This is a genomic window from Pseudomonas sp. PvP009 (genome assembly GCF_017832995.1).
GTDB lineage: Bacteria > Pseudomonadota > Gammaproteobacteria > Pseudomonadales > Pseudomonadaceae > Aquipseudomonas > Aquipseudomonas syringae.
On sequence record NZ_JAFIBG010000001.1, the window covers coordinates 4,382,806 to 4,398,319 of the forward strand.

At 61.0% G+C, this 15,514-nt stretch carries 14 protein-coding genes; all 14 read left to right on the forward strand.

All coding sequences use genetic code 11. From position 1 onward, the window contains the following. Positions 1–59 precede the first annotated feature (59 nt). Positions 60–440, forward strand: a complete 381-nt coding sequence (locus JOE29_RS18835) for a glyoxalase superfamily protein (RefSeq protein WP_010424410.1) — start codon at positions 60–62, stop codon at positions 438–440. Positions 441–662: 222 nt separating this feature from the next. Then, positions 663–2,468 carry an allophanate hydrolase gene (gene atzF, locus JOE29_RS18840; RefSeq protein ID WP_210079757.1) on the forward strand — a complete coding sequence of 602 codons (1,806 nt, stop codon included), beginning with the start codon at positions 663–665 and terminating at the stop codon, positions 2,466–2,468. A 15-nt stretch (positions 2,469–2,483) separates the two neighbouring features. After that, on the forward strand, positions 2,484–3,593 hold the full coding sequence (locus tag JOE29_RS18845) for a BMP family ABC transporter substrate-binding protein (RefSeq protein ID WP_210079758.1): 1,110 nt from the start codon (positions 2,484–2,486) through the stop codon (positions 3,591–3,593). Between the two features lie 9 nt (positions 3,594–3,602). Beyond that, positions 3,603–4,712 carry an ABC transporter permease gene (locus JOE29_RS18850; RefSeq protein ID WP_057419595.1) on the forward strand — a complete coding sequence of 370 codons (1,110 nt, stop codon included), beginning with the start codon at positions 3,603–3,605 and terminating at the stop codon, positions 4,710–4,712. Next, on the forward strand, positions 4,705–5,625 hold the full coding sequence (locus JOE29_RS18855; RefSeq protein ID WP_003421850.1) for an ABC transporter permease: 921 nt from the start codon (positions 4,705–4,707) through the stop codon (positions 5,623–5,625). Before JOE29_RS18850 ends, JOE29_RS18855 begins: the two co-directional genes overlap by 8 nt. A 25-nt stretch (positions 5,626–5,650) precedes the next feature. Then, on the forward strand, positions 5,651–6,667 hold the full coding sequence (locus JOE29_RS18860; protein WP_210079759.1) for a formamidase: 1,017 nt from the start codon (positions 5,651–5,653) through the stop codon (positions 6,665–6,667). Between the two features lie 4 nt (positions 6,668–6,671). Continuing rightward, a complete protein-coding gene (locus JOE29_RS18865; protein WP_003421848.1) occupies positions 6,672–7,358 on the forward strand; it encodes an isochorismatase family cysteine hydrolase in 687 nt (228 codons plus the stop codon). Further along, positions 7,355–8,896 (forward strand): ABC transporter ATP-binding protein, encoded by a 1,542-nt coding sequence (locus tag JOE29_RS18870; RefSeq protein ID WP_210079760.1) that lies wholly within the window; start codon positions 7,355–7,357, stop codon positions 8,894–8,896. Before JOE29_RS18865 ends, JOE29_RS18870 begins: the two co-directional genes overlap by 4 nt. Next, entirely contained in the window at positions 8,893–9,570 is a 678-nt protein-coding gene (locus tag JOE29_RS18875) for an isochorismatase family cysteine hydrolase (RefSeq protein WP_210079761.1), read from the forward strand. Before JOE29_RS18870 ends, JOE29_RS18875 begins: the two co-directional genes overlap by 4 nt. Further along, complete coding sequence (gene hpxZ / locus JOE29_RS18880; protein WP_010424436.1) at positions 9,570–9,965, forward strand: oxalurate catabolism protein HpxZ; 396 nt, start codon at positions 9,570–9,572, stop codon at positions 9,963–9,965. Before JOE29_RS18875 ends, hpxZ begins: the two co-directional genes overlap by 1 nt. Then, positions 9,962–10,648 carry a GntR family transcriptional regulator gene (locus JOE29_RS18885; RefSeq protein ID WP_003341908.1) on the forward strand — a complete coding sequence of 229 codons (687 nt, stop codon included), beginning with the start codon at positions 9,962–9,964 and terminating at the stop codon, positions 10,646–10,648. Before hpxZ ends, JOE29_RS18885 begins: the two co-directional genes overlap by 4 nt. A gap of 6 nt (positions 10,649–10,654) precedes the next feature. After that, positions 10,655–11,143, forward strand: coding sequence for an NUDIX domain-containing protein (locus JOE29_RS18890; RefSeq protein ID WP_010424439.1), 489 nt, complete (start codon positions 10,655–10,657; stop codon positions 11,141–11,143). A gap of 476 nt (positions 11,144–11,619) precedes the next feature. Then, complete coding sequence (locus JOE29_RS18895) at positions 11,620–13,866, forward strand: EAL domain-containing protein (RefSeq protein WP_210079762.1); 2,247 nt, start codon at positions 11,620–11,622, stop codon at positions 13,864–13,866. A gap of 318 nt (positions 13,867–14,184) precedes the next feature. Continuing rightward, on the forward strand, positions 14,185–15,441 hold the full coding sequence (locus JOE29_RS18900) for a sensor domain-containing diguanylate cyclase (protein WP_016567339.1): 1,257 nt from the start codon (positions 14,185–14,187) through the stop codon (positions 15,439–15,441). Positions 15,442–15,514: the final 73 nt, after the last annotated feature.

Below are 15,514 nucleotides of genomic sequence, written 5' to 3' on the forward strand. Positions count from 1 at the left end.
TAAATGCGTGCATTGGCATCAATGACTGCACGCCCATCATTTCAAATAAAGGAATAGCCATGCCCGCGACCGAGCCAGCCACCGTGACCTTCACCAGCGCCATCCCGATCCTGCGGATCTTCGATGAACGCAAAGCGCGTGAGTTTTACATCGACTTTCTCGGTTTCAGCATCGAGTTCGAGCACCGCTTCGAAGCGGATCTGCCGTTGTATCTGGGCATCAGCCGTAACGGGTTGAACCTGCACCTCTCCGAGCATCACGGTGACGCCTGTCCAGGTGCGGCGGTGTTCATCCCGACGCAGAACATCGAGCAATTGCGCGATGAGCTGATCGGCAAGCAGTACGGCTATGCCCGCCCGGACATCGTCCAGCAAGGTTGGGGGAAAACCCTGGAAGTCTGCGACCCGTTCGGTAACCGGCTCAGGTTCTGCGAGAGCTGAGAAACCTGCATTGATGTCAGCCGTGCGGCGATACATTCGCCCTGCGGCTGACACGACCCATCTTTGTGCACACAGACACGTTCAAGCGCAAACATGACGCATGACTGCTGAATAACACCCTGCCAACTGCCGGTAACCTCCCTGTAAATCGCCCTCTGACCAAGCTTGGCCCGTAACGTGCAAACCCGTCAGTTCATCTTGTATACATGAATGAACACCACCATGACTGCACTCGATATCCCTGAACTTCAGTCGGCGCTCCGCTCGGGCGACACCACGCTGACGACACTGGTGCACACCCTGACCGCACACATCGATGCGGATGACCGGGCAGAGGTCTGGATTCATCGCGTCCCGCTGGCACAGCTTGTCGAGCGGGCAAAGGCGCTGGAGAGTATCGCCGAACAACTGGGCGATGCGCTGTATGACCGGTTGCCGCTGTTCGGCGTGCCCTTTGCGGTCAAGGACAATTTCGACGTGGCGCACATGCCGACCACGGCTGCTTGCCCGGCGTTCGCCTACGTGCCCGAGGACAATGCTCACGTTGTGCAACTGCTGCTCGACAGCGGCGCGATCCTGATGGGCAAGACCAATCTCGATCAATTCGCCACTGGCCTGGTGGGCGTCCGTTCGCCCTACGGCGCGGTGCGCAATGCGCATGATCCGGCCTACGTCAGCGGCGGCTCGAGTTCCGGCTCGGCAGTGGCGGTAGCGCGTGGCTACGTCAGTTTTGCACTGGGCACGGACACCGCAGGTTCAGGCCGCGTGCCGGCCGGCTTCAACGGCATCGTCGGGCTCAAGCCCAGCCTCGGCCTGTTCAGCAGCCGCGGAGTCGTGCCTGCCTGCCGCACGCTGGACTGCCCATCCATCTTTGCCAAGGATGTCATGCAAGCCTGGCAGGTAGCGCAGGTCATTGCAGCTTACGACCCGCTGGATGCGTCCAGTGTGGCCGTGCAGGCATTGCCGGTGCAGCGCAGGGTTCGGCGTGTCGCCGTCGCGCGGCACTGCGAGTTCTTCGGCGATGAGCAGGCCAAGGCGGCTTACCTCAAAACCCTTGAAGCCCTGCAGAACGACCCGTTGGTGACGGTCAGCACCATCGAGTTCGACGTGTTCGCCGAGGCGGCTGCCCTGCTGTATCAAGGCCCGTGGGTGGCGGAACGCCGCGCTGCGATCGGCGAATTCTTCGCCAGCAACGCGGCCGATATTCATCCTGTGGTACGCGGCATTGTGCAGAGCGCGGATTCATTCGACGCCGTGGACACGTTCAACGCTCGCTATCGCCTGGCAGAGCTGACCCGCGCTGCGCAGCAGTTGCTGACCGACATCAATGTGCTGGTGGTGCCGACCGCGCCGTGCATGCCGACCATCGAAGCGGTGCTCGGCAACCCGGTCGCGCTTAACTCACAGCTCGGCTATTACACCAACTTCGTCAACCTGATGAACATGTGCGCCATCGCCATCCCGACAGATCGTCGCGCGGACGGATTGCCCGCGGGCATCACGCTGATTGGCCCGGCCGGCGCCGATCAGCGCCTGGCAGAGATCGCCGCGGCCTGGCAGCCGCTGTTCGGCCAGGCTGACAAGCGTGACGCCGTGGCGATGGCTCCCCTGCCCTATAACAGCCCGACCGTGCAGGTTGCGGTGGTCGGTGCCCACCTCGTTGGCCAGCCACTCAACTGGCAATTGCTCGAAGGCGGCGCGCGTCTGCTGCGCAGCACAACCACCAGCGCGGATTACCGCCTGTATGCGCTGGCAGCAACGTCGCCGCCGAAGCCGGGACTGGTGCGCGTCGCTGAACAGGGCGCGAGCATCGAGATAGAAGTCTGGGAAATGCCGCTGAGCCAGTTCGGCGCTTTCGTCGCGGCCATTCCCGCGCCACTGGGCATCGGCTCCCTGCAATTGGCCGACGGCCAGTGGGTCAAGGGTTTCATCTGTGAACCTGGCGGCCTTGAAGGCGCGCTGGACATCACCGACTACAAAGGCTGGCGCGCCTACCGCGCCGCGCACACATCTTCCATCGCTCACTGACCCGAGGTAGCACACATGTCGAATGTTGATCGTCGCAGTTTCATCAAGTTGGCGGGCATTATCGGCCTGAGCGCAGCGCTGCCTTTCGGTCGCGCCTATTCAGCCGATGCGCCGCTGGTAGTGGGTTTCATCTACGTCGGCGCTCGCGACGACTTTGGTTACAACCAGGCCCACGCTCAGGCAGCGGCCATCATCAAGACGCTGCCCAACGTCAAAGTGATCGAGGAAGAAAACGTTCCGGAAACCGTGGCCGTACAGAAGACCATGGAAGCCATGATCCGTCAGGACGGCGCCACGTTGATTTTCCCGACCTCGTTCGGCTATTTCGAACCGCACGTGGTCAAGGTCGCCAAAAAGTACCCCGACGTCCGTTTCGCGCACTGCGGCGGTCTCTGGCAGAAAGGTCGCGACCCGATGAACGCGGGGAGCTTTTTCGGTTACATCGACGAAGCGCAATACCTCAACGGCGTGATCGCCGGGCACATGAGCAAGAGCAAAAAGCTCGGTTTCGTCGCCGCCAAACCTGTGCCGCAAGTGCTGCGCAACCTGAACGCGTTCGCCATGGGTGCCCGCTCGGTCGACCCGAGCATCGTCACCACAGTGATCTTCACCGGTGACTGGTCGCTGCCGGTCAAGGAAGCAGAAGCTGCCAACGGCCTGATCGACCAGGGTTGTGACGTGCTGACCTGCCATGTCGACGGGCCCAAGGTGATCGTCGAGACGGCTGAAAAACGCGGCGTGATGACCTGTGGCTACCACGCCAGCCAGGCTGCGCTGGCGCCCAAGGGCTACCTGACCGGTGCCGAATGGAACTGGGAGACGCCTTATCGTGCTCACGTCGCAGCAGCCCAGAGCGGCGCGCCGATGATCAACTTCCTGCGCGGCGGGCTGAAGGAAGGCTTCGTGAAAACGTCTGCCTACGGGCCTGCGGTCACGGCAGACGCCAAGCAGAAAACGGATGCCATCAAGGCGCAGATGATGGCCGGTCAGTTCGTGATTTTCAAAGGCCCGCTCAAGGACAACAAGGGCAACGTGGTGATTGCCGATGGTGTTGCCCAAGGCCAGACCGACATTGCTCTGGAGAGCATGAATTACCTGGTCGAAGGCGTGCTTGGCCAGCTCTGAGGAACGTTCATGAGTTCATCGATAAGTCTGCGCCGCCTGGCCAGCGCGTTGTTGCCAGGGTTGCCTACAGTGCTGGCGGTGTTTTCCTCGTGCATGCTGTTCGGGCTGTTTCTGGCGGTTCAGGGCAAGCCTGCCTGGCAGGCGCTGCACCTGGTCGGCGAAGGCGCGTTCGGCTCGTGGTTCGCCCTGGAAAACACCTTGCAACGCGCCGCGCCGCTGATGCTGACCGCGCTGTGCGTCGCCCTGCCCGCACGGGCCGGGCTGATCATCATCGGCGGTGAAGGCGCGCTGGTACTGGGCGGGCTGGCTGCCGCAGTGACACCCTTGTGGCTCAGCCATCTGCCAGCCGCTTTGATGCTCGCCTGCATGGCCGTCGCGGCAATGACCGTGGGCGCACTGTGGATCGGCCTGAGTGGCTGGATGCGCCAGCGGCGCGGGGTCAATGAAACGATCAGCAGCCTGCTGCTTTCGTACATCGCCCTGGCCCTGTTCCGGCAGTTGGTGGAAGGCCCCCTGCGCGACCCGGCAAGCCTGAACAAGCCTTCGACGCCGCCGCTGGACGATGCCTATATGATCGGCACGATCAGCGACAGTTTCGAGGTGCACTGGGGCCTGGTGGCGGGTGTCGTCGCCTGCCTGCTGGCGTATGTGCTGGTGCGCCACAGCGTCAAGGGTTTTGCCCTCGCCGTGGTCGGCGGCAACGTGCGTACTGCGCTGATGATCGGCTTGCCCGTGGACCGGCTGATCATGCTCAGTTGCCTGCTGGGCGGTGCGGCGGCGGGTCTGGCCGGCATGTTCGAGGTCACCGCAGTGCAAGGCAGCGCCAACGCCGCGCTGATCGCAGGCTATGGCACCAGCGGCATCCTCGTGGCCTTCGCCGCTCGCCATCATCCGCTGGCAATTATCGTCTGCGCCATCCTGCTCGGCGGGCTGGAAGCCAGTGGCGGACTGCTGCAGCGACGGCTCGGTCTGCCGGACGCCACCACACTGATTCTTGAAGGTTTGCTGTTCACCAATCTGCTGCTCTGGGAAGCCCTGGGTGGGCGTATCGCCGCCTGGAAGATCAGGCTGACGGCGGCGCCTGCGCCGCTCGACAAGGGAGCACTGCAACATGGCTGATATCGACCTGACTACCTTTCTGCTCGCCCTGCTGGCCGGAGCCATCCGCGTCGGCACACCTTTTCTGTTCGTCAGCCTGGGCGAATGCCTGACCGAAAAGAGCGGCCGGATCAACCTGGGGCTGGAGGGCATTCTGGTGGCTGGCGCCATGTCCGGATATGCCGTCGCATGCCTCAGCGGCTCGGCGTGGCTGGGCGTCGGTGCGGCTGCCGGGGTCGGCGTTCTGCTGGGCCTGCTGCATGGGCTGGCGTGCTCGTTGCCACGGGTCAACGACATTGCGTTCGGCATCGCGCTGATCCTGCTCGGCACCGGCCTGGCGTTCTTTCTCGGCAAAGCCTTTATCCAGCCACAGGCGCCCATGCTGCCTTCACTGGCGCTGGGCGCCTGGAGCAGCGAAGAACGGGTGCGCTCGGCATTGAACATCAATGTGCTGTTCTTCGTCGGTGCAGCACTGGCGTTCGTTCTGCACTGGGGGCTGCGCACCACGCGCTGGGGGCTGATGCTGCGTCTGGTCGGCGACCATGCCGAAACCGCTCAGGCGCTGGGCTATCGACCGCTCAAGGTACGCATTGTGGCCACTGCGGTCGGCGGCGGGCTGGCCGGTATCGGCGGCGCCTACCTGTCGCTCTACTACCCCGGCAGCTGGAACGAAGGGCTGTCCAGCGGTCAGGGACTGATGGCCGTGGCGCTGGTGATTTTTGCCCGTTGGCGCCCGTTGGCATGTCTGTGGGCGTCGTTGCTGTTCGGCGCGGCCGGAGCCATCGGCCCGGCCCTGCAAGCGGTCGGTATCAGCAGCGGCTATTACCTGTTTGCCGCAGCACCTTATGCGCTGACGCTGGTGGTGATGTACGCCACCTGTCGCCGTGGTCGCACGTTGAACGGCGCGCCTGGCGAACTCAGCCTGACGCGATGAACTGATCTTTTCGAGGAGGCATTGCATGGCCAGTGGTCTTGGTGGTTTGAACAAGTCGCCCAATGGCGTGGTGATCGGCCTGGCGCAACTGGCGCTGCCCGATCCGCATACGCGCGAGGCGCTGTGGGCACAGACGCAGAAAGTGGTCGGCATGGTTGCCAAGGCACGACGCAGCAACCCGGGCATGGACCTGATCGTATTTCCCGAATACTCGTTGCACGGCCTGTCGATGAGCACGGCACCAGAGATCATGTGCAGCCTCGACGGCCCGGAAGTGATCGCGCTGCGCGAGGCGTGCAAAACGCACCGGATATGGGGCTGCTTCTCGATCATGGAAGCCAACCCGCACGGCAACCCCTTCAACAGCGGCCTGATCGTCGATGACCTTGGAGAGATTCGCCTGTACTACCGCAAGCTGCACCCGTGGGTGCCGGTCGAACCGTGGGAGCCGGGCGATCTGGGTATTCCGGTCTGCGACGGACCGCGCGGCAGCAAGTTGGCGCTGATCATCTGCCACGACGGCATGTTCCCGGAAATGGCCCGCGAGTGCGCCTACAAGGGCGCCGACATCATGCTGCGCACTGCGGGTTACACCGCACCGATCCGCCACTCGTGGAAGATCACCAATCAGAGCAACGCCTTCACCAACCTGATGCAGACCGCAAGCGTCTGCATGTGCGGCTCCGACGGCACGTTCGACTCCATGGGCGAAGCGATGTTTGTCGACTTCGACGGCACGATCATGGCTGAAGGGGGTGGCCGGGCCGACGAAATCGTCTGCTGCGAACTGCGCCCCGATCTGGTCCGCGAAGCCCGTGTGAACTGGGGCGTGGAGAACAACATCTATCAATTCGGGCATCGCGGCTATGTGGCGGTCAAGGGCGGCGCACGCGACTGTCCTTACACCTACATGCACGATCTGAGCGCAGGCCAGTACCGTCTGCCGTGGGAAGACGACGTCGTGCATACCGATGGCAGCTCGTGTGGTTTTGCAGCCCCCGAGCGCGACTTCAACCCCACCCCCAGCAGCTGGAAGGAGTAACGCCATGAGCGAACGTCATATTGCATCGGCGCCCTACCCCTGGCCCTGGAACGGGCAATTACATGCGCACAACACGGCCTTGATCGTGATCGACATGCAGACCGATTTCTGCGGCGTCGGCGGCTACGTGGACAGCATGGGTTACGACCTGGCACTGACCCGAGCGCCCATCGAGCCGATCAAGGCGCTGCTCGCCGCGATGCGCCCGCTGGGCTTCACCATCATCCATACCCGCGAAGGCCATCGCCCGGACCTCAGTGACTTGCCCGCCAACAAACGCTGGCGCTCGCAGCGCATCGGCGCGGGAATCGGCGACCCGGGTCCGTGCGGCAAGATTCTGGTGCGTGGCGAGCCGGGCTGGGAAATCATCGACGAGCTGGCACCGCTGCCCGGCGAAATCGTGCTCGACAAGCCCGGCAAAGGCTCCTTCTGCGCCACCGATCTGGAACTTATCCTGCGCACCCGCGGCATCGACAATCTGATCCTGACCGGCATCACCACCGACGTCTGCGTGCACACCACCCTGCGCGAAGCCAATGACCGTGGCTTCGAGTGCCTGCTGCTGGAAGACTGCTGCGGGGCGACCGACCCTGGCAACCATGCGGCGGCGCTGAGCATGGTCAAAATGCAGGGTGGCGTGTTCGGCGCCGTCGGCCATTCCTCGATGCTTCGCGACCTGTTGGGAGCATGAACATGCGCGCCCCGAGCCTTGAGACGATTGGTGCCAGCAAGCATTTCGGTGCGTTTCGCGCACTCGACGAGGTGTCCTTCAAGGTCCGCGCCGGCACCGTTCACGCCCTGCTCGGCGAGAACGGCGCCGGCAAGAGCACACTGGTCAAAGGCATCATCGGCTACAGCCCGCTGCAGTCGGGCAGCATTCTTATCAACAACCGCGAACACGAGATTCGCACCCCGCGCGACTCTCATCAGTTGCAGATCGGCATGGTGTATCAGCACTTCACCGTCGCGCCGGGCCTGAGCGTGGCGGAAAACCTGGTGCTGTCGCGCGGCGATCTGCCGTGGCGTATCGACTGGGCCGGCGAGCACCAGCGCCTGGAAGCGTTCATGGCAAAAATGCCTTTTCGGCTGGACATCCATCGGCCGGTCAGCAGCCTGGCGGCCGGCGAAAAGCAGAAACTGGAAATCCTCAAACAGCTGTATCTGGAGCGTCGACTGGTCATTCTCGACGAACCCACTTCGGTGCTCACGCCGCAGGAAGCCGACGAAGTGCTGGGGCTGATGCAGGCAATGGCGCATCGTGGCGAACTGACCGTCCTGATGATCACCCACAAGTTTCGCGAAGTCAGCACCTACGCCGATGACGTCACTGTGTTGCGCAAGGGTCGCTGGGTGGGCAGCGCGGCAGTGGCTGACACCACCACGCAACAGATGGCGGCGTGGATGATGGGCGAGGCCCAAGTACGCGGGGTGAGCACCGAGCGCCCGGCGATGGCGCCCCGCCCGCCGCAGTTGCAGGTGGCAGGCCTGGATGTGCCTGGCGACAAAGGCACGCTGGCGGTGAAAAACCTGTCTCTGGCGGTTCACCCGGGTGAGATCGTCGGGGTTGCAGGTATCTCCGGCAACGGTCAGCGCGAACTGACCGAAGCGCTGCTCGGCCAGCGCGCCTTCAGCGCCGGGCAGATAGCGGTCGACGGCCAGCCTTACGACGCGCGGCGTGAACAGATGCAGCGCCTGCGCGTGTTCAGCCTGCCCGAAGAACCCCTGCGCAACGCCTGCATCGGTACATTCAGCGTGGCTGACAACCTGGCCCTGCGCAATTTCGACCAGCCGCCGCTCTGCCGCCAGGGCTGGCGCCTGGATCGTCGCGCAGCAGATGTCCAGGCACGCAGCCTGATTGAGCAATTTCAGGTATCGCCCAACGACCCGAACCGGCCGATCGCCACCTTGTCCGGAGGCAACGTACAGCGCGCTGTATTGGCCCGTGAACTGACCCACGACGTCGCGGTGCTGATCGTCGCCAACCCGGTATTCGGTCTGGACTTCGCCAGTGTCGCGCTCATTCACCAGCGCCTGATCGACGCTCGCAACAGCGGCACAGCGGTCCTGCTGCTCAGTGAAGACCTTGACGAACTGCTGAGCCTGGCAGACCGTATCGTGGTCATTCACGACGGCGAGCTGGTGTTTGAAACCCGCGCAGCGGACGCCGACCGTACCGAGCTGGGCCGACACATGGCCGGGGCCGAGCATCTCGCGGGGGAACCGGCATGATCAAGGTCAATGCGCGCCCTGACCGCTTCGCCTTCGATACATCCCGTACCGCTGTGGTGATCATCGACATGCAGCGCGATTTCCTCGAACCCGGCGGCTTTGGTGCCGCGCTGGGCAACGATGTCGCACCGTTGCAGGCCATCGTTCCGTCCGTGCAACGCCTGCTGGCGCTGGCCCGCGACGAGGGCATGGCGGTGATCCACACCCGTGAATCGCACCGCCCGGACCTTGCCGATTGCCCGCAAGCCAAACGTGACCATGGCTCGCCGGGCCTGCGCATCGGCGATCCTGGCCCGATGGGACGCATCCTGATTCGCGGCGAACCCGGCAATCAGATTATCGACACCCTGGCGCCGCGCGCTGGCGAGTGGGTCATCGACAAACCCGGCAAAGGCATGTTCTTCGCCACCGACCTGCAACAACGGCTGAGCGAAGCGGGGATCACGCATTTGATCTTTGCCGGCGTCACCACCGAAGTCTGCGTGCAGACCAGCATGCGCGAAGCCAACGACCGGGGTTATCGCTGCCTGCTGATCGAGGACGCAACCGAAAGCTACTTTCCCGCGTTCAAAAAGGCCACGCTGGAGATGATCACCGCACAGGGCGGGATTGTCGGCCGGGTTGCCTCATTGACGGACCTGGAGCAGGCGCTGCTGACAAGGAGCACACTTTGATGGACATCAACCTCCCCCACGTGGTCGCTGAAGTGACCCACGCCTTTCACGACTACGAACGCGCCCTGCTGGCCAATGAGCTGAGCACGCTGGATGCGTATTTCTGGAATTCCGAACAGACCGTCCGCTACGGCGTCGCGGAGAACCTGCTGGGCGCGGACACGATCGCTCGCTATCGACGCCAGTGTCAGCCGGTCGGACCGGGACGCACGCTGCTGCGTACCGTGGTGAGCACCTTCGGTGAAGACTTCGCCACGGTCAGTACCGAGTTTCATGATGGCGTCACCCAGCGCCTTGGTCGGCAGATGCAGACCTGGGCGCGACTGGAGGGCGGCTGGAAAGTCGTTGCCGCACATGTCAGCATTGACCTGAGCAGCCTGGAGCCACGCCCTTGAATTCCCCGAACACCACCAACGCGCTGGCTGAAGACGTCTATCGGCGGCTCAAGCAGGAGATTTTCGACTTCTACCTACTGCCCTACGACCGCTTCACCGAAACCCAACTGGCCGACCGTTATCAGGTCTCGCGAACACCAGTGCGTGACGCGCTCTACCGCCTGCAGCGCGAAGGCTATCTGGATGTCGAGTTCCGGCGTGGCTGGTCAGTCAAGCCTCTGGACTTCAACCAGATCGACCAGCTCTACGATCTGCGCATCGTCCTGGAGTGCGCAGCGGTCGAGCGCATCTGTGCATCGGCCGAAGTGCATCCGGAACTCACTGTTCTGCGCCAACACTGGTTGATCGATCGCGATAGCTGGCAGATAGACATGCAAGTAGTCGCCGACCTCGATGAACAGTTCCATACCCAACTGGTGGCCGCTTCAGGCAACCTGGAAATGGCCCGCATCCACCAGGAAGTGACCGAGCGCATCCGGATCGTGCGCCGTCTGGACTTCTTCAAAAGCGCGCGCATCGAACATACCTACCTCGAACACGCCGCGATCCTCAATGCCCTTCAGGCGCGTAAACGTGACGAAGCATTATTGCTGCTGCGCTCCCATGTAGAGATCAGCAAGCTGGAAGTACGCAAACTGACGATTTCCATGCTCAGTGATGCGCGGCGGCGGTATGAGGCGTGAGGTTTCATGTCAAATTTCCAGGTAGACAAACCATTGCGTGAGCGCAAATCATCGAGGCTGTTAATCGTCAGCCCGTCGATGAGAATACTGCTTTTCAGATTTCAGCACACAAAAGGGGCGTTGGCCGGCAGCAATTATTGGGCAACGCCTGGTGGAGGCGTCGAAGACGGCGAAACTTATGAGGCCGCCGCCATACGTGAATTGCGCGAAGAAACCGGTATCAGGGTCAACTCGGTCGCTGAGCATATTGCCAACAGACGTTTTCCAATGCTGCTCCCTAGTGGTGAGAGCGTACTCGCTGTTGAACGCTATTACGTTGTATATGCAGAGAGCCAGGTACTCTCTCGATCAGAATGGACGCTGCAGGAAACCCAGGTGATGACGGAGCATCGGTGGTGGTCCGCCCATGAACTGAACTCGACGACGGAAATCATCAAACCGGATGATCTAGTCAGAACGCTTGAGAAAGCGGGTGTCTTTAAAGCTGAGCGTTAGGAGCACCGTAACGCTACAAATAGCATGGCTGCGAACGACTCCAACTTCCCCGTACTGGCCATTCATATGAGCAGGCCAACTTCGACTCTCCGTCTGACGCTATCACGCCACAGTAGCGCTAGCACTCCATGCGGATAGATATGATCCCATGCAACCTTTTCAAACCAGCCCTGCCCTAGCCATTAGTACGTAATGGCACTTAACCATCATCTCGTATTCGATGTATTGACACATGACTCCCTACTGCAGATTCGCCGGTGAATGACCGTCTGGCTCGTTATGCAATGGGTCAGTCGTCGCCTCGACCAAACATCGTGAGCAACTTCAAGTCTGTACGTAGTCGCAGCTGAAAACTGCTAAGTCAACCAGGCCATGTCTGCGCGCAGCTGGAAGAGGTCCACAGGACGGATCCGCCGCTTATGCGCTGCCAAACATGATCGGGGCCACACATGCGCACCACTCAGGAATAGTGATCGATGAACCCACAGGGCTATGAGCACGACCACGTCATACCGACGAATATTGAAGATGTTGCCAAGGTATTGCAGGCCGCTGCTCACTCCGCCTCGTGCACCGCCGGTTTGCTGATGGTATCCAGCGCAACAGGCTGGGAGCAATTGGTCAGCTCCGGTCAAAGCCTGCCCAAAGCGGATGAGGCATGGTTGAGGATGATCTCGTCGTATGGCGACGTGGTGCTGGTCGGTCAGGACAGCCCGGCGAATACGATGGAAACCAACAGCTCGGGGTCTACGCTGATCTACGTTGCTATCCGTGGCTTCAGGCATGAATTGCTCGGCGCAATGCTGTTGCGCAACAGCGATCAAGCAATGGTGCTGAGCGCTGCGCAACGCTATGCGCTGCAGGCCCAGGCGGCTCATATTCGTACTTACCTGCAACCGGGACGTGATCCCGAAGCCAATAACCCGCTGGTCACCTCGTTCGAACGCCTGCGCTTGCTTGAGTCGGTGGTCATCAACGCCAATGACGCGATTCTTATCACCGAAGCGGAACCCATCGATCTGCCAGGCCCGCGTATCGTCTATTGCAACCCTGCGTTTCTGGCGATCACCGGCTTCACTGAAGAGGAAGTCATAGGTCGCACGCCCCGCATCCTGCAGTGCGAGGAAACCAGTCGGGCAACACTGGACGTCATTCGTGAGGCACTCAGTCACTGGCGGGCGGTTGAGGTCGAACTGCTCAACACCCGCAAGGATGGCAGCAAGTTCTGGGTCGAGTTGAGCATTGTGCCGGTGGCCAACGAAAAAGGCTGGTTCACCCACTGGGTGTCCGTGCAGCGCGATATCACCGAGCGCAAGGAGTCTCAGCAACTGGCTCAGCGAGCCCGTCTGGAGTGGGAGGAAAAGCTTGCGCTACAGAGCCGGCTGGAGGAGCGCGAACGCATTTCCGAAGAGCTGACCTATATCGCTTTTCACGATGAGCTGACCTCACTGTTCAACCGCGCTTACCTGATGAACGAGTTGACCACGGCCTTTGAAATCCGCGACCCCCGATACGAACGGGCAACGGTACTCTTTCTGGACCTGGACGGCTTCAAGGTAGTCAACGACAGCATGGGGCACCTGGCCGGTGACAAGTTGCTCAAGGCGGTCGCGAATCGATTGCAGACCTGCGTTCGCTCTAATGACGTTTTAGCGCGAATCGGCGGCGACGAATTTGCGATCCTGCTGATGGGCAAGGATCAGCCGGAGACTGCCGTAAAGATGGCTGAACGTATCGTCAGTCAATTGCACACGGCAATACAGATCGAAAACCAGGACATTTTCATCTCGTGCAGCATCGGTATCGTCACCGCAGGTGACAGCCATACCAAACCCGAAGAGTTGCTGCGTGACGCCGACGTTGCCATGTACTCCGCAAAAAAACAGGGCAGAGGGCGCTGGAGCATCTTCAACACCTCGATGCGCGAAGCGGCGATCGACACGCTGGTGATTCAGAACGCGCTGCGCCAGGCACTTGAAGACAAGGATTTCCTGGTCTTTTATCAGCCGATCTACAGCGGCAACTGTGAGCATTTGGTCGGGGTCGAGGCGCTGGTCAGGTGGAACCATGCCACCATGGGCATCATTTACCCCGATGCCTTTATCCCGATTGCCGAAGACCTCGGGATCATTCATGAGTTGGGGGCCTGGGTGATGCATCAGGCCTGTAGCGAAGTGCAGGCCTGGCGCAAGGAGTTCTCTCACCTGGACCTGAGGCTCAACGTCAATGTGTCCGGGAAAGAGCTGAGCCACCCTGGATTCGTCGATCAGGTGACACGGATCATCGCCACCACCGGCCTGCCCGCGGGCCAGCTTCAGATCGAGGTCACCGAATCAGTGTTTCTCTATCAGCCTGACGCGATCGCCGAGGTTCTCCGGCAGATCAGGCAGCTTGGCGTGAGAGTGGCGCTGGATGATTTCGGCACGGGTTACAGCTCGCTCGGCTACATTGACCGTTACCCGATCGATGCCGTGAAGATCGATCGGTCCTTCGTGTCCCGAATGATGACGTATGAGCGCAGCAAAGCCATTGTCAGCAGCATCCTGTCGCTGGGCCGAGCGCTGAATCTGGATATCACGGCGGAAGGCGTGGAGACAGCGGAACAATACAACCTGCTGCGCAAAATGGGCTGCCCTTACTTTCAGGGCTATCTGCTGAACAGGCCGATGCGCTCAGAGGCACTGCTGCACATCATCAAGTCCGCTGCCGAGTGCACGGCCTGATCTACCCCGACGTTGATGGGCCGGAATGACTCCCGGCCATCCCGTAGTCTGAGCGTGAGCACGCTGTCTTGTAATGTGTCTCTACCTGTAAAATCTTGCCAATGACCTGGTAACTGATCCAGGAAGCTCTGCGCAGCGTACTGAATACCGTCGTGATGGGCGTCATGCACCCGTATATTCATGGCGGTATAGTGCCTGTGCAACCAGTGCTCGGTGCCTGCGGTCCAACTTACTGCATCCATTGTCCAACCGGCATTGCGTCACACATTATCTGATCAGAGCCGCGATCAATTAACGGATCACTCGACAGGAAATCAGATGACCTCATCCAGCCAGCGTCTTGCCTTGCTTGAAGCCGTTGTTGAACAGTCATTCAATGCCGTATTGATCACCGACGCCAATCTGGCCAATGGCGGCCCCTTCATCGTGTACGTCAATCCGGCCTTCTGCTCCATGACCGGCTACACGGCAGAGGCATTGATCGGTGCCTCACCACGGATCCTGCAAGGCCCGGACACCGATCCTCAAGTGATCGAGCGGATGCGCGAATGCCTGAGCGAAAGTCTTTTTTTCGAAGGGTCGACGGTCAATTACCGCGCGGACGGAAGTCCTTACATCGTCGAGTGGAAAATTTCTCCCGTGCGCGACGATGCAGGTACGGTGTGCAACTTTGTCTCTGTGCAGCAGAACATCAGCCCGCGCATCCGCGCCGAGCGTGAGCAACACCTGCTGGCGCAGGCACTGAACGCTGCGCTTGATCCGATTATCATCACCGACTGCAATTCCACCATCGTGTTTGCCAATGAAGCCTTTCAGCAGATCACTGGCTACAGCAGCAGCGAAATCCTCGGCGAAAACCCGCGGATGCTGAGCTCTGGAAAACACGATGAGGCGTTCTATGCGCAATTCAAGGAAGCGCTGAAGAGTGGCGCCCCGCTTCGCACGACCTTCATCAACAAGCGCAAGGACGGCTCGCTGTTCTATGCGGAACACAGCATTTCGCCGCTCTGTAACCTTGAAGGCGCAGTCACCCACTATGTCAGCATCAGCCAGGATGTGACCACACGCCTGGGCCGCGAACAAAAGTTGCTGGAGATTGCTCACAGCGATCCGCTGACCGGGCTGGATAACCGTCGCTCAGCCGAGCATACGCTTGAGCGACAGATACCTGCGGTGAGTATGTCGGGCAAGCCGTTCAGCCTGATCATCTGCGATATCGATCATTTCAAGGCGGTCAATGACCGGTATGGCCATCCTGCCGGGGACAGCGTAATCACCAGCGTTGCGGCCATCCTCAAACAACGTATCCGCCTGTTGGACGTCGCCGCTCGATGGGGAGGAGAAGAGTTTCTGATCCTGGTGCCCGACAGCTCGTTGAAACAGGCGGCCGAACTCGCGGAGCGCATTCGCAAAAGCGTTGAAAGCCTGGTGATTCCGGAAACCGGATCGGTGACCATTTCTCTGGGCGTTGCAGAACTCAGCGCCGGGGAAACGGCCGCCAGCCTCATTCAGCGTGCAGACAAGGCGCTTTATCAGGCCAAGCGCCTGGGCCGCAACCGGGTGGAATGCGCTTAGACCAAGACTCGGTTTTACTCGTTGCCCGCCTCGTTTGCCTGCGCATTGAACCCGGGCCTGTCATTGCGACAGG